The 24344-nt window shown below is 56.9% G+C and carries 36 protein-coding genes; 30 read left to right on the top strand and 6 right to left on the bottom strand.

Annotated features, from left to right (window positions below):
* Window positions 1-4 precede the first annotated feature (4 nt).
* From rplD to bfr, 28 genes are all read left to right on the top strand, one after another.
* Complete coding sequence (rplD, locus tag AC1Z1G_RS24160; protein WP_071553150.1) at window positions 5-607, top strand: 50S ribosomal protein L4; 603 nt, start codon at window positions 5-7, stop codon at window positions 605-607.
* Window positions 604-903 (top strand): 50S ribosomal protein L23, encoded by a 300-nt coding sequence (gene rplW / locus AC1Z1G_RS24155; RefSeq protein WP_002555488.1) that lies wholly within the window; start codon window positions 604-606, stop codon window positions 901-903. Before rplD ends, rplW begins: the two co-directional genes overlap by 4 nt.
* Window positions 904-917: 14 nt before the next feature.
* Window positions 918-1742 carry a 50S ribosomal protein L2 gene (rplB, locus tag AC1Z1G_RS24150; protein WP_003176423.1) on the top strand — a complete coding sequence of 275 codons (825 nt, stop codon included), beginning with the start codon at window positions 918-920 and terminating at the stop codon, window positions 1740-1742.
* Window positions 1743-1758: 16 nt separating this feature from the next.
* Complete coding sequence (rpsS, locus tag AC1Z1G_RS24145) at window positions 1759-2034, top strand: 30S ribosomal protein S19 (protein ID WP_002555486.1); 276 nt, start codon at window positions 1759-1761, stop codon at window positions 2032-2034.
* Between the two features lie 13 nt (window positions 2035-2047).
* Window positions 2048-2380: a 50S ribosomal protein L22 gene (gene rplV / locus AC1Z1G_RS24140; RefSeq protein ID WP_003210077.1), complete on the top strand. Its 333-nt coding sequence runs from the start codon at window positions 2048-2050 to the stop codon at window positions 2378-2380.
* 13 nt (window positions 2381-2393) lie between these two features.
* Window positions 2394-3080: a 30S ribosomal protein S3 gene (gene rpsC / locus AC1Z1G_RS24135; RefSeq protein ID WP_003176422.1), complete on the top strand. Its 687-nt coding sequence runs from the start codon at window positions 2394-2396 to the stop codon at window positions 3078-3080.
* A gap of 12 nt (window positions 3081-3092) precedes the next feature.
* Window positions 3093-3506, top strand: coding sequence for a 50S ribosomal protein L16 (gene rplP, locus AC1Z1G_RS24130; protein ID WP_003186052.1), 414 nt, complete (start codon window positions 3093-3095; stop codon window positions 3504-3506).
* Window positions 3506-3697, top strand: a complete 192-nt coding sequence (gene rpmC / locus AC1Z1G_RS24125; protein WP_002555481.1) for a 50S ribosomal protein L29 — start codon at window positions 3506-3508, stop codon at window positions 3695-3697. The genes rplP and rpmC overlap by 1 nt, the downstream gene beginning before the upstream one ends.
* 2 nt (window positions 3698-3699) lie before the next feature.
* Entirely contained in the window at window positions 3700-3966 is a 267-nt protein-coding gene (rpsQ, locus tag AC1Z1G_RS24120) for a 30S ribosomal protein S17 (protein ID WP_003176419.1), read from the top strand.
* A gap of 23 nt (window positions 3967-3989) precedes the next feature.
* Entirely contained in the window at window positions 3990-4358 is a 369-nt protein-coding gene (rplN, locus tag AC1Z1G_RS24115; protein WP_002555479.1) for a 50S ribosomal protein L14, read from the top strand.
* Window positions 4359-4369: 11 nt separating this feature from the next.
* Window positions 4370-4684 (top strand): 50S ribosomal protein L24, encoded by a 315-nt coding sequence (rplX, locus tag AC1Z1G_RS24110; protein WP_071553151.1) that lies wholly within the window; start codon window positions 4370-4372, stop codon window positions 4682-4684.
* Window positions 4685-4704: 20 nt separating this feature from the next.
* Window positions 4705-5244: a 50S ribosomal protein L5 gene (gene rplE, locus AC1Z1G_RS24105; protein ID WP_003210069.1), complete on the top strand. Its 540-nt coding sequence runs from the start codon at window positions 4705-4707 to the stop codon at window positions 5242-5244.
* Between the two features lie 13 nt (window positions 5245-5257).
* Window positions 5258-5563, top strand: coding sequence for a 30S ribosomal protein S14 (gene rpsN / locus AC1Z1G_RS24100; RefSeq protein ID WP_003176414.1), 306 nt, complete (start codon window positions 5258-5260; stop codon window positions 5561-5563).
* A 208-nt stretch (window positions 5564-5771) separates the two neighbouring features.
* Complete coding sequence (gene rpsH, locus AC1Z1G_RS24095; RefSeq protein ID WP_003186040.1) at window positions 5772-6164, top strand: 30S ribosomal protein S8; 393 nt, start codon at window positions 5772-5774, stop codon at window positions 6162-6164.
* Window positions 6165-6176: 12 nt separating this feature from the next.
* Window positions 6177-6710: a 50S ribosomal protein L6 gene (gene rplF / locus AC1Z1G_RS24090; RefSeq protein WP_007896774.1), complete on the top strand. Its 534-nt coding sequence runs from the start codon at window positions 6177-6179 to the stop codon at window positions 6708-6710.
* A gap of 10 nt (window positions 6711-6720) precedes the next feature.
* Window positions 6721-7071 carry a 50S ribosomal protein L18 gene (gene rplR / locus AC1Z1G_RS24085; protein ID WP_003186037.1) on the top strand — a complete coding sequence of 117 codons (351 nt, stop codon included), beginning with the start codon at window positions 6721-6723 and terminating at the stop codon, window positions 7069-7071.
* Between the two features lie 3 nt (window positions 7072-7074).
* Window positions 7075-7575, top strand: coding sequence for a 30S ribosomal protein S5 (gene rpsE, locus AC1Z1G_RS24080; RefSeq protein ID WP_003186035.1), 501 nt, complete (start codon window positions 7075-7077; stop codon window positions 7573-7575).
* Window positions 7576-7577: 2 nt separating this feature from the next.
* Window positions 7578-7754, top strand: coding sequence for a 50S ribosomal protein L30 (gene rpmD / locus AC1Z1G_RS24075; RefSeq protein WP_003186033.1), 177 nt, complete (start codon window positions 7578-7580; stop codon window positions 7752-7754).
* A gap of 3 nt (window positions 7755-7757) precedes the next feature.
* Window positions 7758-8195, top strand: a complete 438-nt coding sequence (rplO, locus tag AC1Z1G_RS24070) for a 50S ribosomal protein L15 (RefSeq protein ID WP_007896782.1) — start codon at window positions 7758-7760, stop codon at window positions 8193-8195.
* Window positions 8196-9524 (top strand): preprotein translocase subunit SecY, encoded by a 1329-nt coding sequence (secY, locus tag AC1Z1G_RS24065; protein ID WP_003228718.1) that lies wholly within the window; start codon window positions 8196-8198, stop codon window positions 9522-9524.
* 24 nt (window positions 9525-9548) lie between these two features.
* Window positions 9549-9665, top strand: a complete 117-nt coding sequence (gene rpmJ / locus AC1Z1G_RS24060; protein ID WP_002555468.1) for a 50S ribosomal protein L36 — start codon at window positions 9549-9551, stop codon at window positions 9663-9665.
* A 130-nt stretch (window positions 9666-9795) separates the two neighbouring features.
* A complete protein-coding gene (gene rpsM / locus AC1Z1G_RS24055) occupies window positions 9796-10152 on the top strand; it encodes a 30S ribosomal protein S13 (RefSeq protein WP_003186020.1) in 357 nt (118 codons plus the stop codon).
* Between the two features lie 30 nt (window positions 10153-10182).
* A complete protein-coding gene (gene rpsK, locus AC1Z1G_RS24050; protein ID WP_002555466.1) occupies window positions 10183-10572 on the top strand; it encodes a 30S ribosomal protein S11 in 390 nt (129 codons plus the stop codon).
* Between the two features lie 18 nt (window positions 10573-10590).
* Window positions 10591-11211 carry a 30S ribosomal protein S4 gene (gene rpsD / locus AC1Z1G_RS24045; protein ID WP_003176404.1) on the top strand — a complete coding sequence of 207 codons (621 nt, stop codon included), beginning with the start codon at window positions 10591-10593 and terminating at the stop codon, window positions 11209-11211.
* A 22-nt stretch (window positions 11212-11233) separates the two neighbouring features.
* Window positions 11234-12235: a DNA-directed RNA polymerase subunit alpha gene (locus AC1Z1G_RS24040; RefSeq protein ID WP_003176403.1), complete on the top strand. Its 1002-nt coding sequence runs from the start codon at window positions 11234-11236 to the stop codon at window positions 12233-12235.
* Window positions 12236-12277: 42 nt separating this feature from the next.
* Complete coding sequence (rplQ, locus tag AC1Z1G_RS24035) at window positions 12278-12664, top strand: 50S ribosomal protein L17 (RefSeq protein WP_003210053.1); 387 nt, start codon at window positions 12278-12280, stop codon at window positions 12662-12664.
* 228 nt (window positions 12665-12892) lie between these two features.
* Window positions 12893-14341 (top strand): catalase, encoded by a 1449-nt coding sequence (locus AC1Z1G_RS24030; protein ID WP_483622821.1) that lies wholly within the window; start codon window positions 12893-12895, stop codon window positions 14339-14341.
* Between the two features lie 155 nt (window positions 14342-14496).
* Window positions 14497-14961 carry a bacterioferritin gene (gene bfr, locus AC1Z1G_RS24025; RefSeq protein WP_483622819.1) on the top strand — a complete coding sequence of 155 codons (465 nt, stop codon included), beginning with the start codon at window positions 14497-14499 and terminating at the stop codon, window positions 14959-14961.
* Between the two features lie 144 nt (window positions 14962-15105).
* On the opposite strand, the gene uvrA is transcribed toward bfr, so the two are convergent.
* The gene (gene uvrA, locus AC1Z1G_RS24020; RefSeq protein ID WP_483622818.1) at window positions 15106-17940 is read right to left on the bottom strand and encodes an excinuclease ABC subunit UvrA; all 2835 of its coding nucleotides are present in this window, start codon (window positions 17938-17940) and stop codon (window positions 15106-15108) included.
* Window positions 17941-18129: 189 nt separating this feature from the next.
* Here uvrA and AC1Z1G_RS24015 point away from each other — a divergent pair, with 189 nt between their 5' ends.
* On the top strand, window positions 18130-19527 hold the full coding sequence (locus tag AC1Z1G_RS24015; RefSeq protein WP_483622816.1) for an MFS transporter: 1398 nt from the start codon (window positions 18130-18132) through the stop codon (window positions 19525-19527).
* A 9-nt stretch (window positions 19528-19536) separates the two neighbouring features.
* A complete protein-coding gene (locus AC1Z1G_RS24010; protein ID WP_053162823.1) occupies window positions 19537-20058 on the top strand; it encodes a single-stranded DNA-binding protein in 522 nt (173 codons plus the stop codon).
* 180 nt (window positions 20059-20238) lie between these two features.
* Here the strand turns inward: AC1Z1G_RS24010 and AC1Z1G_RS24005 are convergent, their stop codons facing one another.
* The 5 genes from AC1Z1G_RS24005 to AC1Z1G_RS23985 are packed head-to-tail and all read right to left on the bottom strand — an operon-like array spanning window position 20239 to window position 24277.
* Window positions 20239-21396, bottom strand: a complete 1158-nt coding sequence (locus tag AC1Z1G_RS24005) for a glutathionylspermidine synthase family protein (RefSeq protein WP_483622814.1) — start codon at window positions 21394-21396, stop codon at window positions 20239-20241.
* Between the two features lie 12 nt (window positions 21397-21408).
* On the bottom strand, window positions 21409-22140 hold the full coding sequence (locus AC1Z1G_RS24000) for a DUF1190 domain-containing protein (RefSeq protein ID WP_483622813.1): 732 nt from the start codon (window positions 22138-22140) through the stop codon (window positions 21409-21411).
* A gap of 23 nt (window positions 22141-22163) precedes the next feature.
* On the bottom strand, window positions 22164-22592 hold the full coding sequence (locus AC1Z1G_RS23995) for a DUF350 domain-containing protein (protein ID WP_483622812.1): 429 nt from the start codon (window positions 22590-22592) through the stop codon (window positions 22164-22166).
* 13 nt (window positions 22593-22605) lie between these two features.
* Entirely contained in the window at window positions 22606-23256 is a 651-nt protein-coding gene (locus AC1Z1G_RS23990; RefSeq protein ID WP_483622810.1) for a DUF2491 family protein, read from the bottom strand.
* The gene (locus AC1Z1G_RS23985) at window positions 23243-24277 is read right to left on the bottom strand and encodes an ion channel (protein ID WP_483622809.1); all 1035 of its coding nucleotides are present in this window, start codon (window positions 24275-24277) and stop codon (window positions 23243-23245) included. Before AC1Z1G_RS23985 ends, AC1Z1G_RS23990 begins: the two co-directional genes overlap by 14 nt.
* Between the last annotated feature and the right edge of the window lie 67 nt (window positions 24278-24344).

The following is a 24344-nucleotide window of genomic DNA, read 5'->3' as shown; positions in this document are numbered from 1 at the left end:
TGACATGCAATTAAATGTAAATGACGCTCAAGCGATCGAAGTTTCCGAACTGACATTTGGCGGCGAATTCAACGAGACGCTGGTTCACCAAGCAGTCGTGGCCTACATGGCCGGCGGCCGTCAAGGTAGCAAGCAGCAAAAGACCCGTTCCGATGTTCGTGGTGGCGGTAAGCGCCCATGGCGTCAGAAAGGTACTGGCCGTGCTCGCGCCGGTACTATCCGTAGCCCAATCTGGCGTGGCGGCGGTACCACTTTTGCGGCTCGTCCTCAGGATCACTCCCAAAAGCTGAACAAGAAGATGTATCGCGCAGCAATGCGTTCCATCCTTGCTGAGCTGGTGCGTACTGATCGTCTGGTCGTGGTTCAGGACTTCGCTGTTGATGCACCGAAGACCAAAGATCTGCTGAACAAGCTGACCGGCATGGGCCTGACTGACGTCTTGATCGTGTCTGAAGTGGTTGATCAGAACCTGTACCTGGCTGCTCGTAACCTGCCACACGTTGATGTACGTGACGTGCAAGGTTCCGATCCAGTTAGTCTGATCGCATACGACAAGGTGTTGATCACCGTGTCGGCCGTGAAGAAATTCGAGGAGCTGCTGGGATGAACCAGGAACGCGTATTTAAAGTTCTGCTTGGCCCGCACGTTTCCGAGAAGGCTACGGTTCTGGCTGACAAGAAAGGCCAGTTCGTTTTCAAGGTTGCAACTGACGCAACCAAGCTGGAAATCAAGAAGGCCGTCGAAAGCCTGTTCAGCGTGAAAGTAGAGCGTGTTACTACCCTGAATGTTCTGGGTAAGAGCAAGCGCACTGCTCGCGGTCTGGGCAAGCGTAATGACTGGAAGAAGGCAGTTATCTCCCTTCAGCCAGGCCAAGATCTCGATTTCAGCAGCAGTGCTGAGTAAGGAAGGGGTGCATCATGGCAATCGTTAAATGCAAACCGACTTCCCCTGGCCGCCGTTTTGTGGTCAAGGTGGTCAACCAGGAGCTGCATAAAGGCGCTCCTCACGCACCGCTGCTCGAGAAAAAATCGAAGACTGGTGGTCGTAACAACAATGGTCGTATTACCACTCGTCACATCGGTGGTGGCCATAAGCAGCATTATCGTCTGGTCGATTTCCGTCGCAACGACAAAGATGGCATCTCTGCCACTGTCGAGCGTATCGAATACGATCCAAACCGTACTGCTCACATCGCTCTGCTGCTGTACGCAGATGGCGAGCGTCGCTACATCATCGCCCCTAAAGGCGTGAGCGCTGGCGACCAGCTGATCGCAGGTGCTCTGGCACCGATCAAGCCGGGCAACGCTCTGCAACTGCGTAACATTCCAGTTGGTAGCACCGTACACGGCATCGAATTGAAGCCAGGTAAAGGCGCGCAAATCGCTCGTTCCGCTGGTGCTTCGGCTCAGCTGATCGCTCGTGAAGGTGTCTACGTGACCCTGCGTCTGCGTTCTGGTGAGATGCGTAAAGTGCTGGCTGAATGCCGCGCGACCCTGGGTGAAGTCTCGAACTCCGAGCACAGCCTGCGTTCGCTGGGTAAAGCTGGTGCCAAACGCTGGCGTGGCGTTCGCCCAACCGTTCGTGGTGTTGCCATGAACCCGGTTGACCACCCACATGGTGGTGGTGAAGGTCGTACCTCTGGTGGTCGTCATCCGGTATCGCCATGGGGCTTCCCGACTAAGGGCGCGAAGACTCGTGGTAATAAGCGTACCGACAAAATGATCGTCCGTCGTCGCAAGTAAATAGAGGGATACGACAGTGCCACGTTCTCTGAAAAAAGGTCCTTTTATTGATCTTCACCTACTGAAGAAGATCGAAGTGGCGGCGGAAAAGAACGATCGCAAACCAGTTAAGACCTGGTCGCGCCGTTCCATGATCCTGCCACAGATGGTCGGTCTGACCATCGCTGTACATAACGGTCGTCAGCACGTCCCAGTTCTTGTGAACGAAGACATGGTCGGCCACAAACTGGGCGAGTTTGCCGGTACCCGCACATATCGTGGGCACGTGGCAGACAAGAAAGCCAAGCGTTAAGGGGTAAGGAACGATGGAAGTAGCCGCTAAGTTGTCGGGCGCTCGAATCTCCGCCCAGAAAGCCCGCTTGGTCGCCGACCAGATCCGCGGGAAGAAGGTGGGCGAAGCGCTCAACCTGTTGGCTTTCAGCAGTAAGAAAGCCGCCGAGATCATCAAGAAAGTGCTGGAGTCGGCCGTAGCCAACGCCGAGCATAACGAAGGCGCAGACGTTGATGACCTGAAGGTCAGCACCGTTTTCGTCAACGAAGGGCGTTCGCTGAAGCGCATCATGCCACGTGCCAAAGGCCGTGCTGATCGCATCGTCAAGCGGTCTTGCCATATCACTGTCAAGGTTGCTGACAAGTAACGGAGTCGAAGAGATGGGTCAGAAAGTACATCCCATTGGCATTCGCCTGGGAATCGTCAAGGAGCACACCTCCGTCTGGTACGCAGACGGTCGGACTTATGCGGACTATTTGTTCGCTGATCTGAAGGTGCGTGAGTATCTCCAAGACAAACTAAAAAGCGCGTCCGTAAGCCGTATCGATATCCATCGTCCGGCCCAAACTGCACGTATCACCATCCACACCGCTCGTCCAGGTATCGTTATCGGGAAGAAAGGTGAAGATGTTGAGAAACTGCGTCAGGACCTGACCAAGCAAATGGGTGTGCCTGTGCACATCAATATCGAAGAGATCCGTAAGCCGGAGCTCGACGGTATGCTGGTTGCGCAGAGCGTAGCTCAGCAGCTGGAGCGTCGCGTAATGTTCCGTCGCGCTATGAAGCGCGCAGTACAGAACGCCATGCGCATTGGTGCCAAAGGCATCAAAATCCAAGTGAGCGGTCGTCTCGGCGGTGCTGAAATCGCACGTACTGAATGGTATCGCGAAGGTCGTGTGCCACTGCACACCCTGCGTGCCGACATCGACTATGCCAACTACGAAGCTCACACCACTTACGGTGTGATCGGTGTAAAGGTTTGGATCTTCAAAGGCGAAGTAATTGGTGGTCGCCAAGAAGAGCTGAAGCCACAAGCACCAGCGCCTCGTAAAAAAGCTGCTAAGTAAGGGGTACGCCAAATGTTGCAACCAAAGCGTACGAAGTTCCGCAAGCAAATGACTGGCCACAACCGTGGCTTGGCATTGCGCGGTAGCAAAGTCAGCTTCGGCGAGTTCGCGCTGAAGTCTGTTGCTCGTGGTCGTCTCACCGCTCGTCAGATCGAGTCAGCGCGTCGTGCTCTGACCCGTCACGTAAAACGTGGCGGCAAGATCTGGATCCGTGTGTTCCCGGACAAGCCTGTCACCAAGAAGCCACTCGAAGTTCGGATGGGTAAAGGTAAGGGTAACGTGGAATACTGGGTTGCCCAGATTCAGCCAGGCAAAGTCCTGTATGAAATCGAGGGTGTTTCTGAAGAGCTGGCGCGTGAGGCTTTCGCCCTGGCTGCTGCAAAGCTGCCGCTCGCCACCTCCTTTGTTAAACGGACGGTGATGTGATGAAAGCGAATGAACTTCGTGAAAAATCAGCACAGCAGCTGAACGAGCAACTGCTCGGCCTGCTGCGCGACCAGTTCAATCTGCGTATGCAGAAAGCAACTGGCCAGTTGGGGCAGTCTCATCTGCTCTCGCAAGTTAAACGTGACATCGCTCGCGTGAAGACTGTGCTCAACCAGCAGGCAGGTAAGTAATCATGGCTGAAGCCGAAAAAACTGTCCGTACGCTGACTGGCCGTGTTGTCAGCGACAAGATGGACAAGACCATCACCGTTCTGATCGAGCGTCGCGTTAAGCACCCGATCTACGGTAAATACGTTAAGCGTTCGACTAAGCTGCACGCGCACGACGAAACCAATCAGTGCCACATCGGCGACAAAGTCACTATTCGTGAAACTCGTCCGCTGGCCAAGACTAAGTCTTGGGCACTGGTTGATGTTCTCGAACGCGCTGTGGAAGTCTAAGGACTAGGGGTCGGAGAAATTATATGATTCAGACTCAATCCATGCTCGATGTGGCCGATAACAGCGGCGCTCGCCGTGTTATGTGCATCAAGGTGCTGGGTGGCTCCCATCGTCGTTACGCTGGTATCGGTGACATCATCAAAGTTACCGTCAAGGAAGCAATTCCTCGCGGTAAAGTGAAAAAAGGCCAAGTGATGACTGCTGTTGTAGTCCGCACTCGTCACGGCGTTCGTCGTGCTGATGGCTCCATTATCCGCTTTGATGGCAACGCTGCTGTTCTTCTGAACAACAAGCAAGAGCCGATCGGCACCCGTATCTTTGGGCCAGTGACCCGTGAGCTTCGTACTGAGAAGTTCATGAAGATCGTCTCGCTCGCCCCAGAAGTGCTGTAAGGAGATCCGACATGCAAAAGATTCGTCGTGACGACGAGATCATCGTGATCGCCGGCAAAGACAAAGGTAAGCGCGGTAAGGTGCTTAAGGTTCTCGCTGATGACCGTCTGGTCATTGGTGGTCTGAACCTGGTTAAGCGTCATACCAAGCCAAACCCGATGTCGGGCGTACAAGGCGGTATCGTCGAAAAAGAAGCGCCACTGCACGCTTCCAACGTCGCCATTTTCAACGGCGAAACCAACAAGGCTGACCGCGTTGGTTTCAAAGTAGAAGACGGCAAGAAAATTCGTGTCTTCAAGTCGACCCAAAAAGCGGTTGATGCTTGAACACTGCTAGGTAGAAGACCATGGCACGACTAAAAGAGATTTACCGGAAGGAAATCGCACCGAAACTTAAGGAAGAACTTAAGCTTTCGAACGTGATGGAAGTTCCGCGCGTTACCAAAATCACCCTGAACATGGGTCTGGGCGAAGCGATCGGCGACAAAAAAGTCATCGAGCACGCTGTTGCTGACCTGGAAAAGATCACCGGCCAGAAAGTCGTTGTGACTTACGCTCGGAAATCCATCGCTGGCTTTAAAGTCCGTGAAGGTTGGCCGATCGGCGTCAAAGTGACTCTGCGCCGTGAGCGTATGTACGAGTTCCTGGATCGTCTGCTGTCGATCTCCCTGCCTCGGGTTCGCGACTTCCGCGGCCTGAATGCCAAGTCCTTCGATGGTCGTGGTAACTACAGCATGGGCGTGAAAGAGCAGATCATCTTCCCGGAAATCGATTACGACAAGATCGATGCTCTCCGCGGTCTGGACATCACCCTGACCACCACTGCCAAGAACGATGATGAAGGTCGCGCATTGCTGCGTGCTTTCAAATTCCCGTTCCGCAACTGATTGGAGTAGGACCATGGCCAAGATGAGCATGAAAAACCGCGAGCTGAAGCGTCAGCTCACGGTTGCCAAGTACGCCAAAAAGCGTGCAGCACTGAAAGCTATCATCGTTGATCTGAACGCAAGTCCAGAAGCGCGTTGGGAAGCTACAGTAGCTCTGCAGAAGCAGCCACGTGACGCAAGCGCTTCGCGCATGCGTAACCGCTGCCGCCTGACTGGTCGTCCACACGGCGTTTACCGCAAGTTCGGCCTTGGCCGTAACAAACTGCGTGAAGCGGCAATGCGTGGTGACGTACCAGGTCTGGTTAAAGCCAGCTGGTAAGTACTGTCAAAGTCTCGATGTTCGGGGTCGCAAGATCCTGACCATCGGTGGCCTTGAATCTGAATCAAGCCCCTTTTGGGGCTTGATTCATTTCTGGGGTGTGTCTAGAATACCCGGCTCGCCTGAGCCCGTACTTTTTTCGTGCGGCGTTTCTCGGCCGAGGTAGTAGCCGCAAGGCTTATTTTTTTGTATTAGGAGCGTCTAGCCCATGAGTATGCAGGACCCGTTAGCGGACATGCTAACTCGAATCCGTAATGCCCAGATGGCTGAAAAGTCCGTCGTAAGCATGCCATCTTCCACGTTGAAGGTAGCTGTGGCCAAAGTCCTGAAGGACGAAGGTTACATCGCGGGTTATCAGATCAGCAGCGAAATCAAGCCACTGCTGTCCATCGAGCTGAAGTACTTCGAAGGCCGTCCGGTCATCGAGGAAGTGAAGCGCGTTAGCCGTCCAGGCCTGCGTCAGTACAAGTCCGTCGATGATCTGCCAAAAGTTCGTGGCGGTCTCGGTGTGTCTATCGTCTCCACCAACAAAGGTGTGATGACGGATCGTGCTGCGCGCGCTGCCGGTGTCGGCGGCGAAGTTCTTTGCACTGTGTTCTAAGGGGGGATAAGCATGTCTCGCGTCGCTAAGAACCCCGTTAAGCTGCCAGCCGGTGTCGAAGTAAAATTCGCAGGCCAACAGCTTTCGGTGAAGGGTGCCAAGGGCACTCTCGAACTGAACATCCATTCGTCCGTTGAGATCGTTGAAGAAGCTGGTGAGCTGCGTTTCGCTGCTCGCAATGGCGATCAACAAACTCGCGCAATGGCTGGTACCACTCGTGCGTTGGTTAACAACATGGTCCAAGGCGTAAGCCAAGGCTTCGAGCGTAAGCTCCAGCTGGTCGGTGTTGGTTACAAAGCGCAAGCAAAAGGCACAGTGCTGAACCTGGCTCTTGGCTTCTCGCACCCAGTGGATTATGAACTGCCGGAAGGCATCACCGCTGAGACTCCTAGCCAGACCGATATCCTGATCCGGGGTATCGATAAGCAGCTGGTAGGTCAAGTGGCCGCCGAGATCCGCGACTTCCGTCCACCAGAGCCGTACAAAGGCAAAGGTGTGCGCTACGCGGACGAAGTCGTCCGTCGTAAAGAAGCCAAGAAGAAGTAGGGCATAGCAAATGACCGACAAAAAAGTTACTCGACTGCGTCGCGCTCGCAAAGCACGCCTGAAAATGCACGAACTCGAAGTCGTGCGTCTCTGCGTGTTCCGCTCGTCGCAGCACATCTACGCCCAGGTCATTTCGGCCGACGGCAACAAAGTCCTGGCAAGTGCCTCGACTTTGGATAAAGAACTGCGTGATGGCGCCACTGGCAACATCGACGCGGCCACTAAGGTTGGCCAGCTGGTCGCTACGCGTGCTAAAGCCGCTGGCGTCTCGCAGGTGGCTTTCGACCGCTCTGGCTTCAAGTACCACGGTCGCGTCAAGGCGCTGGCTGATGCTGCTCGTGAAGCTGGGCTGGAGTTCTAAGTTATGTCAAATAACGACCAAAAGCGCGACGAAGGCTACATCGAGAAGCTGGTTCAAGTTAATCGCGTAGCCAAAACCGTTAAAGGCGGCCGTATCTTCACTTTCACCGCGTTGACCGTGGTTGGTGATGGTAAAGGGCGTGTTGGCTTCGGCCGTGGCAAGTCGCGTGAAGTGCCTGCTGCGATCCAGAAGGCAATGGAAGCTGCTCGTCGCAACATGATCCAAGTTGATCTGAACGGCACCACTCTGCAGTACGCAATGAAGTCTGCTCATGGCGCTTCGAAGGTGTACATGCAGCCTGCTTCTGAAGGTACCGGTATCATCGCTGGCGGCGCTATGCGTGCTGTCCTCGAAGTTGCTGGCGTTCAGAACGTTCTGGCCAAGTGCTACGGCTCGACTAACCCGGTAAACGTGGTTCACGCCACTTTCAAAGGTTTGAAAGCTATGCAATCTCCTGAATCCATTGCCGCCAAGCGTGGCAAAAGCGTCAAGGAGATCTTCTGATCATGGCTACCGTTAAAGTTACGCTGATCAAAAGCATGACCGGCCGTATCCCTAACCACAAACTGTGCGTTAAGGGTCTGGGTCTGCGTCGCATCGGTCACACTGTAGAAGTACTTGATACTCCCGAGAATCGCGGGATGATCAACAAGGCTTACTACATGCTGCGTGTCGAGGGTTAATCGATGAAACTCAATGATCTGAGTCCAGCGCCGGGTTCCCGTCGCGAAAAGCATCGTCCGGGCCGTGGTATCGGTAGTGGTTTGGGTAAGACCGGTGGCCGTGGCCACAAAGGTCAGTCCTCCCGCTCCGGTGGCACCATTGCTCCAGGCTTTGAAGGCGGTCAACAGCCGCTGCATCGTCGCCTGCCGAAGTTCGGTTTCGTTTCCCTGAAGGCCATGGATCGCGCAGAAGTGCGTTTGTCCGAGCTGGCTAAAGTGGAAGGCGATATCGTCACCGTGCAGTCCCTGAAAGATGCCAACGTGATCAACGTCAACGTACAGCGCGTGAAAATCATGCTGTCCGGCGAAGTTACTCGCGCTGTCACCATCGGAAAGGGAATCGGCGCCACCAAAGGTGCGCGTGCGGCTATCGAAGCAGCTGGCGGCAAGTTCGAGGAATAAATGGCTAAGCAAGGTGCTCTCTCTGCGCTCGGCAAAGGCGGTATGTCTGAACTCTGGGCTCGTCTGCGTTTTCTGTTCCTGGCGATTATCGTCTACCGAATAGGCGCACACATCCCGGTTCCAGGTATTAACCCGGACCGACTCGCGGACCTGTTTCGACAGAATGAGGGGACCATTCTTAGCTTGTTCAACATGTTTTCCGGCGGCGCGCTGGAGCGGATGAGCATCTTTGCATTGGGGATCATGCCGTATATTTCGGCATCGATCATCATGCAGCTGATGACAGCCGTCAGCCCGCAGCTGGAGCAGTTGAAGAAGGAAGGTGAAGCTGGCCGTCGCAAGATCAGCCAGTACACCCGCTACGGCACCGTAGTTCTTGCTCTCGTTCAGGCCATTGGCATGTCCATTGGTCTGGCGGGGCAGGGCGTTGCGTTCACTGGTGACTTTGGCTTCCATTTCGTCGCGGTATCCACTTTTGTGGCTGGTGCGATGTTCATGATGTGGCTGGGTGAGCAGATTACTGAGCGTGGTGTTGGCAACGGTATCTCGATGTTGATTTTTTCGGGTATCGTCGCCGGTCTTCCGAGAGCAATCGGGCAGTCTTTCGAGTCTGCGCGTCAGGGTGATATCAATATCTTCGCCCTGGTTGCCATCGGTTTGCTGGCAGTAGCGATTATCGGTTTCGTGGTGTTCATTGAGCGTGGTCAGCGTCGTATCGCTGTTCACTACGCCAAGCGTCAGCAGGGCCGTAAGGTGTTTGCTGCGCAGACTAGCCACTTGCCGCTGAAGGTGAACATGGCCGGTGTTATTCCGGCTATTTTCGCGAGCAGCATTTTGCTGTTCCCGGCTTCGTTGGGTGCCTGGTTCGGTCAGTCTGAAGGTATGGGCTGGTTGCAGGACATCTCACAGTCGATCGCTCCTGGTCAGCCGTTGAATATTCTGCTGTTTAGTGCAGGGATTATTTTCTTCTGCTTCTTCTATACGGCGTTGATGTTCAATCCGAAAGACGTAGCGGAAAACCTGAAGAAGTCCGGTGCCTTTATTCCGGGTATCCGTCCGGGTGAGCAGTCGGCGCGCTATATTGATGGCGTTCTGACCCGCTTGACCATGTTCGGTGCTCTTTATATGACGGCCGTGTGCTTGTTGCCCCAGTTCCTGGTGGTTGCAGCAAACGTTCCGTTCTACCTTGGCGGGACCTCGTTGCTGATCGTCGTCGTGGTTGTGATGGACTTCATGTCCCAAGTACAATCGCACCTCGTTTCGCACCAGTACGAATCCCTGATGAAGAAAGCCAACCTGAAGGGTTACGGCAGCGGCATGCTGCGCTGACCCATAAGGTTCGAGGAGTTGGTGATGAAAGTTCGTGCATCGGTGAAAAAGCTGTGCCGTAACTGCAAGATTATTCGCCGCGAAGGTGTTGTTCGAGTAATTTGCAGCGCGGAACCGCGTCACAAACAGCGCCAAGGCTGAGTGTGATTGTGCTTCAAGCCCAGCAGCTAGTGCGCTGCTGGGTTGATTATTTGTTATTACAGCGATATTATCTCGCGCCCTATTTCTTGGCTTCCGGGGCGTAGGTAGCTGTCAATTGGAGTCCCACTGAATGGCCCGTATTGCAGGCGTTAACATTCCAGATAACAAGCATACTGTTATCTCGCTGACCTACATCTATGGTGTTGGTCGCACTACTGCGCAGAAGATCTGTGCAGTGACTGGGGTAAACCCAGCAGCAAAGATCAAAGATCTGAGCGACGAGCAAATTGAACAGCTGCGTGGCGAAGTGGCGAAGTTCACCACTGAAGGTGACCTGCGTCGCGAAATCAACATGAAAATCAAGCGCTTGATGGACCTCGGTTGCTATCGCGGTCTGCGTCATCGTCGTGGTCTGCCAGTACGCGGTCAGCGTACCAAGACCAACGCGCGTACCCGTAAAGGTCCGCGTAAGCCGATCCGCAAGTAATCGCCCCAGCGAATCGACAGGAATTTAATCATGGCAAAACCTGCTGCTCGTCCTCGTAAAAAAGTCAAAAAGACAGTGGTTGATGGCATCGCCCACATCCACGCGTCTTTTAACAACACTATCGTGACCATCACCGACCGTCAGGGTAACGCTCTTTCCTGGGCTACCTCCGGTGGTTCGGGTTTCCGCGGTTCTCGCAAGTCCACCCCGTTCGCTGCTCAAGTAGCTGCTGAGCGTGCTGGTCAAGCTGCGCTGGAATACGGCCTGAAAAACCTCGACGTTAACGTCAAAGGTCCAGGTCCAGGTCGTGAATCCGCAGTCCGCGCTTTGAACGGCTGTGGCTACAAGATCGCCAGCATCACCGACGTGACGCCAATCCCGCACAACGGGTGCCGTCCGCCGAAGAAGCGCCGCGTGTAATCCAGGAGATTGTAAAGAATGGCTCGTTACATTGGTCCAAAATGCAAACTCGCTCGTCGCGAAGGCACCGATCTCTTCCTGAAGAGCGGCGTGCGCGCGATCGAATCGAAGTGCAACATTGAAGCAGCACCTGGTATCCACGGCCAACGCCGCGGCCGCCAGTCCGACTACGGCACCCAACTGCGTGAAAAGCAGAAGGTCCGTCGTATCTACGGCGTTCTCGAGCGTCAATTCAGCGGCTACTACAAAGAAGCTGCTGGCAAGAAAGGCGCAACTGGCGAAAACCTGTTGCAACTGCTCGAATGCCGTCTGGACAACGTTGTATACCGTATGGGCTTTGGTTCGACTCGTGCCGAATCCCGTCAGCTGGTATCGCACAAGTCGATCAGCGTAAACGGTCAGACCGTTAACGTTCCGTCCTACCAGGTTCGTGCTGGTGACGTGGTTGCTGTTCGCGAGAAAGCAAAGAACCAACTTCGCATTGTCCAAGCTCTCGATCTGTGTGCCCAACGTGGCCGCGTAGAATGGGTAGAAGTAGACACTGAGAAGAAGTCGGGCGTTTTCAAGAACGTTCCTGCTCGCAGTGATCTGTCCGCCGACATCAACGAAAGCCTGATTGTCGAGCTCTACTCCAAGTAAGGGCTAGAAAATAGGTGCATCCATGCAGATTTCGGTAAATGAGTTCCTGACACCCCGCCATATTGATGTGCAGGTTGTCAGTCCAACCCGCGCCAAGATCACTCTCGAGCCTCTCGAGCGTGGTTTTGGCCACACCCTGGGCAACGCGCTGCGCCGCATCCTGTTGTCCTCAATGCCCGGCTGTGCAGTAGTCGAGGCCGAGATTGACGGTGTGCTCCACGAGTACAGCGCCATCGAAGGTGTACAGGAAGACGTAATTGAAATCCTGTTGAACCTTAAAGGTCTGGCTATCAAGCTGCACGGCCGTGACGAAGTTACGCTGACCTTGTCGAAGAAGGGTTCGGGGGTGGTTACCGCTGCCGATATTCAGCTGGATCATGATGTCGAGATCGTTAATCCCGATCACGTAATCGCTAACCTGGCGTCTAACGGCGCCCTGAACATGAAGCTCACCGTAGCTCGTGGTCGTGGTTATGAACCGGCCGACTCGCGTCAGAGCGATGAAGACGAAAGCCGCAGCATTGGTCGTTTGCAGCTTGACTCTTCGTTCAGCCCGGTTCGCCGTATCGCATACGTGGTGGAAAACGCCCGTGTCGAGCAGCGTACTAACCTGGACAAGCTGGTTATTGATCTGGAAACCAACGGTACTCTGGATCCTGAAGAGGCTATCCGCCGTGCTGCAACCATTCTGCAACAGCAGTTGGCTGCGTTCGTCGACCTCAAGGGTGACAGCGAACCAGTGGTAATCGAGCAAGAAGACGAGATCGATCCGATCCTGCTTCGCCCGGTTGATGATCTGGAACTGACTGTACGTTCGGCTAACTGCCTTAAGGCGGAAAACATTTACTACATCGGCGACCTGATTCAGCGCACCGAAGTAGAACTGTTGAAGACTCCGAACCTTGGCAAGAAATCCTTGACCGAAATCAAGGACGTTCTGGCCTCCCGCGGTCTGTCCCTCGGCATGCGCCTCGACAACTGGCCGCCTGCAAGTCTTAAGAAGGACGACAAGGCGACTGCCTGATCGTCGTAATCACCGAACGTTGTGTTTGGTAAGGAATGAACCATGCGTCATCGTAAAAGTGGTCGTCACCTGAGCCGCACCAGCTCGCACCGCAAGGCCATGTTTCAAAACATGGCGGTGTCGCTGTTCGAGCACGAGCTGATCAAAACTACACTGCCGAAAGCCAAAGAACTGCGCCGCGTTGCTGAGCCGCTGATCACTTTGGCCAAGACAGACAGCCTGGCTAACCGCCGTCTGGCTTTCGACCGTACTCGTTCGAAAGCTATCGTCGGTAAGCTCTTCAACGACCTGGGCAAGCGTTACGCTACCCGTGAGGGTGGCTACCTGCGCATCCTCAAGTGCGGTTTCCGCGCTGGTGACAACGCGCCTATGGCGTACGTTGAGCTGATCGATCGTCCAGTTGGCGGTGAAGCTGTATCCGCTGAGTAAGACGTCAGTCTGAAACGAAAAACCGGGCCTAGTGCCCGGTTTTTTGTGCGCGCTCGAAAAGTAAGGGCCTACGGCTAGCTGATCCCCTTGCTATCTACAAGGACTGTTCGTTAGTTATTTTCTATTGATGTTGATCAATTAATGAATTTGCTGGTGTCATGTTCGTGGTCAATACTTCCTTCCAGCCGATTAGCCGGCAGTTTCCGATTCTGAAGAGGAAGATTGAGCATGAGCCAGAATAAAACGCTGACGACCGCCAGTGGTGCGCCTGTCGCTGACAACCAGAACTCCCGTTCCGCCGGCCCTCGTGGTCCGCTGCTGCTCGACGACTTTCATCTGATCGAGAAGCTTGCCCATTTCAATCGTGAAAACATCCCGGAGCGCCGCGTCCACGCCAAAGGTTCGGGTGCTTACGGTACGTTCACTGTTACCCGTGACATCACTCAATACACCAGCGCGAAGCTGTTTGAATCGGTTGGCAAGCAAACCCCAACGTTCTTGCGGTTCTCCACCGTCGGGGGGGGGCGGGGCTCGGCGGACACCGAGCGCGATCCGCGTGGTTTTGCGCTGAAGTTCTACACCGAAGAAGGTAACTGGGACATCGTGGGCAACAACACGCCAGTGTTCTTCATTCGTGACCCGCTGAAGTTTCCAGACTTTATCCACACCCAGAAACGCCTGCCGCAAAGCAACCTGAAAAGCGCGCAGATGATGTGGGACTTCTGGTCGCACTCGCCTGAGGCGCTCCATCAGGTCACCATTCTGTTTTCCGACCGTGGTATTCCTGATGGCTACCGTCATATGCACGGCTTCGGCAGCCACACCTACAGCCTGATCAGTGCCAAAGGTGAGCGTCACTGGGTGAAGTGGCATTACAAGACCAAGCAAGGCATCAAGAACCTGGCGCCGGCAGAGGCTGCACGACTGGCAGGCACGGATCCTGATTATGCTCAACGCGACCTGTTCGGTGCGATCGAGCGCGGTGATTTTCCGAAATGGCGTGTGTGCATTCAGATCATGACCGAGGCCCAGGCTGCGGCGCATTACGAGAACCCGTTCGACGTGACCAAAACCTGGTCGCAGAAAGAGTTCCCGCTGATCGAAGTTGGCGAGCTTGAGCTGAACCGGAACCCGCAGAACTACTTCGCTGAAGTCGAGCAGGCGGCGTTTGGCCCAAGCAACATGGTTCCAGGTGTGGGTCTGTCGCCGGACCGCATGCTGCAGGGGCGCGTGTTTGCCTACGCCGACGCACATCGCTACCGCGTAGGCACCAATCACCAGCAGCTACCGGTGAACGCGCCGCGCAGTGCGGTCAACAGCTACCAGCGCGACGGCTCAATGGCATTTGGCAGCAACGGTGGTGGTTCGCCGAACTACGAGCCCAACAGCTACGCCGATGCACCGAAACAGGCGCCGCAATTTGCGGAACCTGCCCTGGCCCTTAGTGGCGCGGCTGATCGCTATGATCACCGCGAAGACACCGACTACTACAGCCACGCAGGGGCACTGTTCCGCTTGATGAGCGAGGATCAGAAAGCCCTGCTGATCAATAACATTGCCGGTGCAATGGCTGGGGTATCGAGCGATGTGGTTCAGCGTCAATTGCAACACTTCTGCAAGGCCGACAAGGCTTATGGAGAAGGCATCGCAAAGGCGTTGGGTGTACAGCTTAACTAAGTCTAAACGATAAGCAGAACCGCCCTCATTTGGGCGGTTTTTGCGTTATTTAAACCACTTTTCTCAGAATATCTTCGCTTTTATCGCGCTATTTGAGTGACCAATCGGTCGGCTTGGTTCAAACTACAGCCTTTCAAGCAGGGAGATGTAGGGCGATGCAAGGTCACCCGGACGTAATCGATTACCTCAACACGTTGCTCACGGGCGAACTGGCGGCGCGTGACCAATATTTCATCCATTCACGGATGTACGAAGACTGGGGCTTCACCGAGCTCTACGAGCGCATCAACCACGAGATGGAAGAAGAGGCGGGGCACGCCGATGCGCTGATGCGCCGGATCCTCATGCTCGAAGGTACGCCGCGCATGCGTCCAGACGATCTGGACATCGGCACCACAGTGCCAGACATGTTCGCTGCGGATTTGCGTCTGGAGTACAAGGTTCGCGCCGCGCTCTGCAAAGGCATCGAGCTCTGCGAACTGCACAAGGACTACGTCAGCCGCGACATGCTGCGTATTCAGTTGGCAGACACTGAAGAAGATCACACCTACTGGCTCGAGAAGCAGTTGGGTCTGATCAAGCTGATCGGTCTGGAAAACTACCTGCAATCGCAGTTCTGATGCTATGACCGACTTGTAGGAACCAAGCTTGCTCGCGATGGCGATTTCAAGGACGCCATCGCCGGTAAGCTGTGCTCCTACAAGTCAGGTACAAAAAAGCCCCGGTCACTGATGAAGTGATCGGGGCTTTTTCATGGGGCTGATTTATGCCCGGTCGCGCTCAAGTAGCGGCTTGAGGTAGTAGCCTGTGTGAGACTGCTTCATCTCGGCCACTTCTTCCGGCGTACCCACGGCAATGATCTGCCCGCCCTTGGAGCCGCCTTCCGGGCCAAGGTCCACCAGCCAGTCGGCGGTCTTGATCACGTCCAGGTTGTGCTCGATCACCACCACGGTGTTGCCGTGGTCGCGCAGTCGGTGTAACACGTCGAGCAACTGCTGGATATCCGCGAAGTGCAGGCCGGTGGTCGGCTCATCGAGGATGTACAGGGTCTTGCCAGTGTCGCGCTTGGACAGCTCGCGGGACAGTTTCACCCGTTGCGCTTCGCCGCCAGACAGAGTGGTTGCCGACTGACCGAGCTTGATGTACGACAGGCCGACATCCATCAACGTCTGAAGCTTGCGCGCCAGTGCCGGAACCGGATCGAAGAACACTCGCGCCTCTTCGATGGTCATTTCCAGCGTCTCATGGATGTTCTTGCCCTTGTACTTGATCTCCAGGGTTTCACGGTTGTAGCGCTTGCTCTTGCAGACGTCGCACGGGACATAAATGTCCGGCAGGAAGTGCATTTCTACCTTGATCAGGCCGTCGCCCTGGCACGCTTCGCAGCGTCCGCCCTTCACGTTGAAGGAAAAGCGCCCCGGGCCGTAACCACGCGAGCGGGATTCCGGCACGCCAGCAAACAGTTCGCGGATGGGGGTGAACAACCCGGTGTAGGTCGCCGGGTTGGAGCGCGGCGTGCGGCCGATCGGGCTTTGGTCGATGTCGACCACTTTGTCCAGATGCTCAAGGCCCTTGATGCTGTCGTGGGCCGCAGCCTCAAGGGTGGTCGCGCCGTTCAGTGCGGTGGCGCTGAGCGGGAACAGGGTGTTGTTGATCAGCGTCGACTTGCCCGAACCGGATACGCCGGTCACGCAGGTCAGCAAGCCAATCGGAATGTCCAGATCGACGTCGCGCAAGTTGTTGCCACGTGCGCCCTTGAGCGACAGTGAGAGCTTCTTGTTGCGTGGTGTGCGCTTGGCCGGGACCTCGATCTTCACGCGGCCGGACAGGTACTTGCCGGTCAGTGAGTCCGGGTGAGCCATGACTTCGGCCGGTGTGCCTTCGGCGACGATATGCCCGCCGTGCACGCCGGCGCCAGGGCCGATGTCCACCACGTAGTCGGCCAGTCGAATCGCATCTTCGTCGTGTTCGACCACGATCACGGTATTGCCGATGTCCCGCAGGTGCTTGAGCGTCCCCAGCAGTCGATCGTTGTCACGCTGGTGCAAGCCAATCGACGGTTCGTCGAGGATGTACAGCACGCCTACCAGGCCGGCGCCGATCTGGCTGGCCAGGCGAATACGTTGTGCTTCGCCGCCAGACAGTGTGTCGGCACTGCGATCCAATGACAGGTAGTCGAGGCCGACGTTGACCAGGAACTGCAAGCGCTCGCGGATTTCCTTGAGAATCTTGTCGGCAATTTCGCCGCGTCGACCGGTCAGCTTCAGCGTGCCGAAGTAGTCGGACGCATCACCAATCGGCAGGTTGGTCACCGCAGGCAGCGTCTTCTCGCCGACCCACACGTGCCGCGCTTCACGGCGCAGGCGTGTGCCACGGCAATCCGGGCACGGCTGGGTGCTGAGGAATTTGGCCAGTTCTTCGCGCACGGAAGCGGACTCGGTTTCGCGGTAGCGACGGTCCAGGTTCGGCACGATGCCTTCGAACGGGTGCGAGCGTTTGACGATGTCGCCGCGGTCGTTCAGGTATTTGAAGTCGACATTCTGCGTGCCGCTGCCGTGCAGGATGACTTTCTGCTTATCGGCCGGCAGCTGATTGAACGGCACTTCCAGGCTGAAACCGTAGTGGGCAGCCAGCGAACCAAGCATCTGGAAGTAATAGACATTGCGCCTGTCCCAGCCGCGTATTGCGCCTTCGGCCAGGGTCAGCTCGCCATTGACCAGCCGTTTGATATCGAAGAACTGTTTGACCCCCAACCCATCGCAGGTCGGGCATGCGCCCGCCGGGTTGTTGAAGGAGAACAGCTTGGGTTCCAGCTCGCTGATGGCGTGACCGCAGATCGGGCAGGCGAAGCGTGCGGAGAAGATCATTTCTTCGCCCGGCTCGTCGTCCATCGGCGCAACCAGTGCAATGCCATCGGCCAGCTTCAGTGCGGTCTCGAACGACTCGGCCAGTCGTTGTTGGAGGTCGGCGCGGACCTTGAAGCGGTCGACCACGACATCGATCGAATGCTTCTTCTGTTTATCCAGTTTCGGCAGTTCGTCCAGTTCGCAGAGCTTGCCGTTGACCCGAGCCCGGACAAAGCCCTGGGCGCGCAGTTCTTCGAAGACCGAAAGGTGTTCGCCCTTGCGCTCGCGGATCACCGGTGCCAGCAACATCAGCTTGCTGCCTTCGGGCTGGGCCAGGACCAGGTCGACCATCTGGCTGACGGTCTGGGCTTCCAGTGGAATGTCGTGGTCCGGGCAGCGCGGAATACCGACGCGGGCGTAGAGCAGGCGCAGGTAGTCGTAGATTTCGGTGATGGTGCCAACGGTCGAGCGCGGGTTGTGCGAGGTCGACTTCTGTTCGATGGAGATGGCCGGCGACAGGCCTTCGATGGTGTCGACGTCGGGTTTTTCCATCATCGACAGGAACTGGCGGGCATAGGCCGACAGGGATTCGACATAGCGTCGCTGGCCTTCGGCATACAGCGTGTCGAACGCCAGGGAAGACTTGCCGGACCCGGACAAGCCGGTGATGACGATCAGTTTGTCCCGTGGCAGGGTCAGGTCGATATTCTTCAGGTTGTGGGTTCGAGCCCCACGAATCAGGATCTTGTCCAAGGTGGCCTCGCTCGGCGGGCGTAAAGGCAGGAGTATAAAGCCAAATACTGGATGGATGCACACTATCAAATGATGCTTTCTGAACGGTGTCTGACAAGCCTGCAGAACACGTGCGCGGCAAACCGCCGCATATACCCCCTCCCTCGATGGGACTGGTAGAATCGCCGCCGGTTCACATGAGGTTTTTCCATGCACGATCCCCACAGCGAACGCATGAGTGGCAGTGAGACCCGCGCAGCAAGCGGTCTGGCCCTGGTGTTTGCCTTCCGTATGCTTGGCATGTTCATGGTGTTGCCGGTCCTGGCGACCTATGGGATGGACCTGGCTGGAGCGACCCCGGCCCTGATCGGGTTGGCGATTGGCGCTTACGGCCTGACCCAGGCGCTGTTTCAGATTCCGTTCGGGATCATTTCCGACCGCATCGGTCGGCGGCCGGTGATTTACCTCGGGCTGATTGTCTTCGCCCTCGGCAGTGTGCTGGCGGCTAATGCCGATTCGATCTGGGGCGTGATCGCCGGACGAGTCCTGCAAGGTGCCGGGGCGATTTCCGCAGCGGTCATGGCGTTGCTGTCAGACCTGACCCGCGAGCAGCACCGTACCAAGGCAATGGCGATGATCGGCATGACCATCGGCCTGTCGTTCGCCGTGGCGATGGTGGTCGGGCCGTTGCTGACCCGTGCCTTTGGGCTGTCCGGCTTGTTCCTGGCGACGGGCGGCATGGCGCTATTTGGCATCGTGATCGTGATGTTCATGGTGCCGCGCGCCACCGGACCGTTGCAGCATCGAGAGTCTGGCGTGGCCCGTCAGGCATTGATGCCGACGCTCAAGCACCCGGACCTGCTGCGACTGGACCTGGGCATTTTTGTGTTGCACGCGATGTTGATGTCCAGCTTCGTCGCGTTGCCGTTGGCACTGGTCGAGAAGGCCGGGTTGCCTAAAGAGCAACACTGGTGGGTGTACCTGACCGCGCTGTTGATTTCGTTCTTCGCCATGATCCCGTTCATTATCTACGGCGAGAAGAAACGCAAAATGAAACGAGTTTTACTCGGCGCCGTCATGACGCTGATGCTCACTGAGCTATTCTTCTGGCAGTTCGGCGACAGCTTGCGGGCTCTGGTGATCGGGACGGTGGTGTTCTTCACCGCGTTCAATCTGCTGGAAGCTTCGTTGCCGTCGCTGATCAGCAAGGTTTCACCGGCGGGCGGCAAAGGCACGGCGATGGGGGTTTACTCCACCAGCCAATTCCTCGGTTCGGCACTGGGCGGGATCATGGGCGGCTGGCTGTTCCAGCATGGCGGTTTGTCGGTTGTGTTCCTGGGATGCGCAGGTCTGGCTGCCCTCTGGCTGGCCTTTGCTGTTACCATGCGCGAACCTCCTTATGTGACGAGCCTGCGCTTGCCGTTATCGCCTGAAGCGATCCGCGAAGCCGGTCTGGTCGAGCGCCTGCTGGCCGTCGTTGGGGTAACAGATGCAGTGGTGGTTGCTGATGAGGCGGCCATTTACATCAAATTGGACACCGAACTATTGGATCGCACGACTCTCGAGCGCCTGGTCAACAACCCGGTGCCGACAGCGTGCGAAGCCTAGGAGAACGTTATGGCCCGTGGGGTTAACAAAGTCATATTGGTCGGCACTTGCGGCCAGGATCCCGAAGTTCGCTACTTGCCTAACGGTAACGCCGTGACCAACCTGAGTCTGGCGACCAGCGAACAGTGGACCGACAAGCAAACCGGTCAGAAGGTCGAGAAGACCGAATGGCACCGTGTATCGATGTTCGGCAAAGTGGCGGAAATCGCTGGCGAATACCTGCGTAAAGGTTCGCAGGTCTACATCGAAGGCAAGCTGCAAACCCGCGAGTGGGAAAAAGACGGTATCAAGCGTTACACCACTGAAATCGTGGTCGACATGCAAGGCACCATGCAACTGCTGGGCGGTCGCCCACAGGGCGACCAGCAAGGCCAGGGCGGCGGTAACAACTACCAGCAATCCGCTCCGCGCCAGCAGGCTCCGCGTCCACAGCAGTCGGCTCCACAACAGCGTTCGGCTCCGGCACCACAGCAGGCCGCCCCGCAGCCAGCTCCGGATTTCGACAGCTTTGATGACGATATTCCGTTCTAGGCCTCATCAAAGAAGAGTGCCGCTGAATCCGCTCTAAATAAAAAGGCCCGTCGCTTGATGCGATGGGCCTTTTTTGTGGGAGCGGGCTTGCTCGCGAATGCATCTGGTCAGTCGACACAAATGTTGAATGTCAGTCCGTATTCGCGAGCAAGCCCGCTCCCACCAGGTGATTTGCGTTTTTCAGTCGAGTATCAGGTGCGGCAAAAAGCGGCTTGAGTCCTTGGTGATCAGGCTGTTGTCCTCGCGCACGCCGATACCGGCAGCCTGGTCGCCGATCACCCAGGAGCCGATCAGCGTGTAGCTGTCGCCAAACTGCGGCAGCGGCGCGAACTCCTGGAGGATGAACGGCGCGTCCGTGTACGGCCCGTCTTCCTTCACGACTCGACCATCCTGGGTCTGCAGCTCGATGTTGGCGCCTTCGCGGGAGAAGAACGGCTTGCGCACCCACCCCTTGGGCACCGCTTTATCCGGGGCGACATCCAGGTGCGCCGCGAGCAGGTTTGGGTGCCCTTTGTTGAATTCCCACAGCAGGGGGAGGATGCCTTTGTTGGAGAGGATCGACTTCCAGGCCGGCTCGAAAAACTGCGTATCGCTCCGGGCGATGGCTTCACCAAACGGCTCGTGAAAAATGAATTCCCAGGCGTGCAGTTTGAACAGGTGCGGGATCCAGCGATCTTCGAGGTCGACGAAACGCCCTTCACTGTTGAGGCCGATGTCTTCAAGGTCAATGTGGCGCGATTCGATCCCGACTTTTTCCGCGATCAGGCGCAAGTAGTCGGTGGTGCCTTTGTCTTCGACCGAGGCTTTCATCGAGGCGAAGTAAAATGGCTGTTTGATCTGCAATTGTGCGAAGGCCTGGTGCAGCCTGGTATCGATGCTGTTGAACTGATCGGCATGGCGGGGCAGCAAGCCGCGCTCGATGCATTGCTCCAGCCAGCCCCACTGGAATGCTGCCGCTTCGTACAGGCTGGTGGGCGTGTCGTAGTTGAGTTCCAGCAGTTTGGCGGGGCCGTGGCCGTTGTAGGAGAAGTCCATGCGACCGTAAAGGTGCGGATGGCCTTCGCGCCATGAGGTGCAAATCATGTCGAAGAACGGCGCCGGAATGCTCAGGCGCCCCAGCAGTTCTTCGCTCTGCACCACTCGGCTGACCAGATCCATGCACATCTCATGGATTTCGGTGGTGGGGTCTTCCAGATCATTTTCGATCTGCTTGAGCGTGAATTGGTAATACGCGCTCTCGTCCCAGTAGGGTTCGTCGTCGATGGTGTGAAACATAAAGCCGAGGTGTTCGGCGGTCTGTTTCCAGTCGTGACGCTCCTGGCAGAGGATTTTCTTCATGGCGTTTGCTCCTTAGCTGCTCGATCCGCCTGAGCTTTTCGAGCCACCCCAGCCGCTGCGTGCGCTGGCCTGGCTGCCAAAACCGCCCCGAGAGGTGGACGACGACACCGAGATCGGCTTGGCGCTGCTGCCCGATTTGAATGTCGAGGCGCTGTAGCCCTTGCCGTATTTCGCCTGATTGGACTTAGTGAAACTCGAGCCGCTGGCAATACGCTGGCTGAGGGTTGAGGAGGCGAACTGGCCGCGTGAGTCACGGTAGCGGTAAACCGGCTCGGAGTAGTAGCTGCCACGGTTGTTGCTCAGCATGTTGCCGATCAGCAGGCCGGTCAGCATGCTGCTCATGCCACCCCCGGAGCCTCCCGAATTCGCCTCGGCAGCTGGCAGTTGCGCCTGGGCGGCGTCCATCTGGGCCTGGGTGACCTCGCCGTCGGCCGACAGCTCGAAACCGCCCAGCTTGGGGATGAACTTGCCCGTGGACTCCTGCTGACACCAGTCGGCAACAAAGTCCGCGTCGCAATCGGCCTGGCTGTCATACAGCGGCGCGAGGCGACGGTGTTCGGCCATGGCGGTCATGTAGGCTTCGGAGCAGACGTCCACCGGAATCTTCTCATCGGCGCATTGCTGCACCGATTGAAAGTTGAACTTCTTCTGCACGGGATAGGTTTTTTCTGACGGCCCGCAGCCGGATATCGCGATGGCGACCGACGCCGCCAGGGACAGTTGAACGTACTTGCTTCGTTTCATCGACGTCTCTCTCCGTGGCGCGATCAGTTCTGCGAAGGGGTCATGCACGCGGCATTGAGCAGGCCCACGCTGATGGCGACGGCTGCGACATAGATAGCCGAGGCAATTTCACCGTTGCGGATGCGTTCGGAGGTGCCTTTGAGTACCAGGCTGGTCATCAGGAATGCCAGCAGTTGAACCACGGCGGCAATCAATGCCCACACCGCAAAGTCCAGCAGGCTGACCGAATAGGCAATCACATTACTTGCCGGGATCGCGAAACCGATGATGGCGCCGCCCAGGGCGATAGCGGCAGCGGTGTTGCCGGAGCGGATCAGTTCGAACTCTTTGTGTGGCGTGATGCGGGTGTAGGCGAACTGGAAGATCGCGAACAGCACGGCGGCGCCGATGATGTACGAAACAAATCCCAGGACAGCGGCTTGGTTCAGCGAGATGGAGAGTGCTTCTAGCATGGGCTTTTCCTTTTCAGAGCGTGTTGAGGTCGGTGGTGTACAGCGAGATACCCAGGGAGGTGCTCAGGCTGATGTTGCCGTCGGCGTCTTCTTCGACCGAGAACAGCAGGAATTCGCGTCGATCAGTCAGGCCAGTCGCACGGGCGTAAAGCATCGAGCGATGTTTAATGGTGTAGGACTCATCCGGATTGCTGACGTGTTCGCTCAGGGTAACCAGTTCGGTTTGTCCATTCTCGGTACCCCATTCGCGGGTGAATTCGACGCCTTTGTGGGCGTAGAACGGCAGTCCGATCAGGCTTTCAGGGCCGGCCAGCCGACGCAGCTCTGCCTCACTGTTGATGGTCACATAGCTGAGGTAGTTGAACAGGATGACCGACTCGACCTGCCCGGCGATGTCACCGGTGGTGTGAACTTGCAGCCAGTAATCCTCGTCGTTCATGTAGTAGCGCGAAAGCCAGGTCGACTGCCCGAGGTCGACAGTGCCGACGCTCCAGATCTGCTGGGTATCGGGAATCACGACGCTGGTTTTTTCGTCGAGCAGCAGCTTAAGAGTGGTGTCGAAGGTCACCGCTTTGCCCTGGCCAAGCCCGAGAGGGCCGGCGACTGGCGCAACACCCTTGGGTGTCGGGGCCTCAAGGCCCATCAACTGTTTAAACCATCCCATGGGTGATTTCCTTCAGGCGAGTGGAAGCAATGTAGAAGAGTTCGCCGCCCTGGATGCGAGTAGCGCCGGGCGGGTTGATCGACGGCTGTTGGGCACCCTTGGCGCGGTAGCCGATGAGGGTCGCGTTGTGGCGCTCTTTCAACTGCACATAGAGCTCGCCGAATGCGCCTTCGAAGCTGTCCGGCAGCTTCATCAGGTATTGGGTCGCGCCCTGGCCGACGCACAGCAGTTCGTTGATGACCACCGAGGAGCCGGGGTCCTGGGAGGCGCGCACCAGCATCTCGATGGCCATGCTTGAGGTGCATTCCAGGTTCGGTGCGTAGGAGCCCGCCAGCGCGGCGATCTCGCTGTCATTGAAGTGCGCGACCACGTGGCCCGCCGGGTTCAGTTGGTTGATCGCCAAAACGGTGGCCAGCGTCAGGTCGTCGGAGCGGGTCCGCACCAGCACGCGTTCGGCGCCGGGGACGCCGGCGCGTAACAACAGCGCTGCCGAGGACAGACTTTCGCCCTTGATGAACGATGCCTTGCCGGGCATGGGGTTCTCTTCCAGTGTGGCATCGCAAATGACGATCAGGTTGTCGTTCGAGGTTTCGTCCTGAAGCAACAACTCAATGACACGTTCGCTGGACGAGCCTTCCCAGCCAATGAGGACGGTATGGCCGGTCTTGCCGGTGTAATCGCCTTTGCCCTTCATGCCTTTTCTCCATACATCAATGACGCTGCCAGTGGTTTTGCCGATTGCGGCGGTCAACAGGGCGATGCCGCCGAGCATCACCCAGGTGGCCACGAAAATTCGCCCTGCCGGGGTTTGTGGCGCGAGGTCGCCATAACCGACTGTCAGCGTAGTCGTGAGGTAGAAATAGATGAATGTCGCGGGATTGGTGAGCGGTAGCTCACCCAGTGCCAGCAGGCCCAGATAGGCAGTGGCAATGTGTACGCCCAGGGCAATGGCAAGGCCGGCCCAGCCAAACTTGTGGAAGAAGGACGCTGCGTACACGCGTAACAAGAGGAAAATCGACATTCGTCCCTGGCTCCCTGGGGGTGACGCGTGCGTGGCGAAGAAAGCCGCCGCAGACCTTGTTGGGTAC

This window comes from Pseudomonas sp. JL27(2026) (assembly GCF_056933555.1).
Note: the sequence above shows the minus strand (reverse complement) of the source record. Positions and strands in the feature narration are given on the sequence as shown.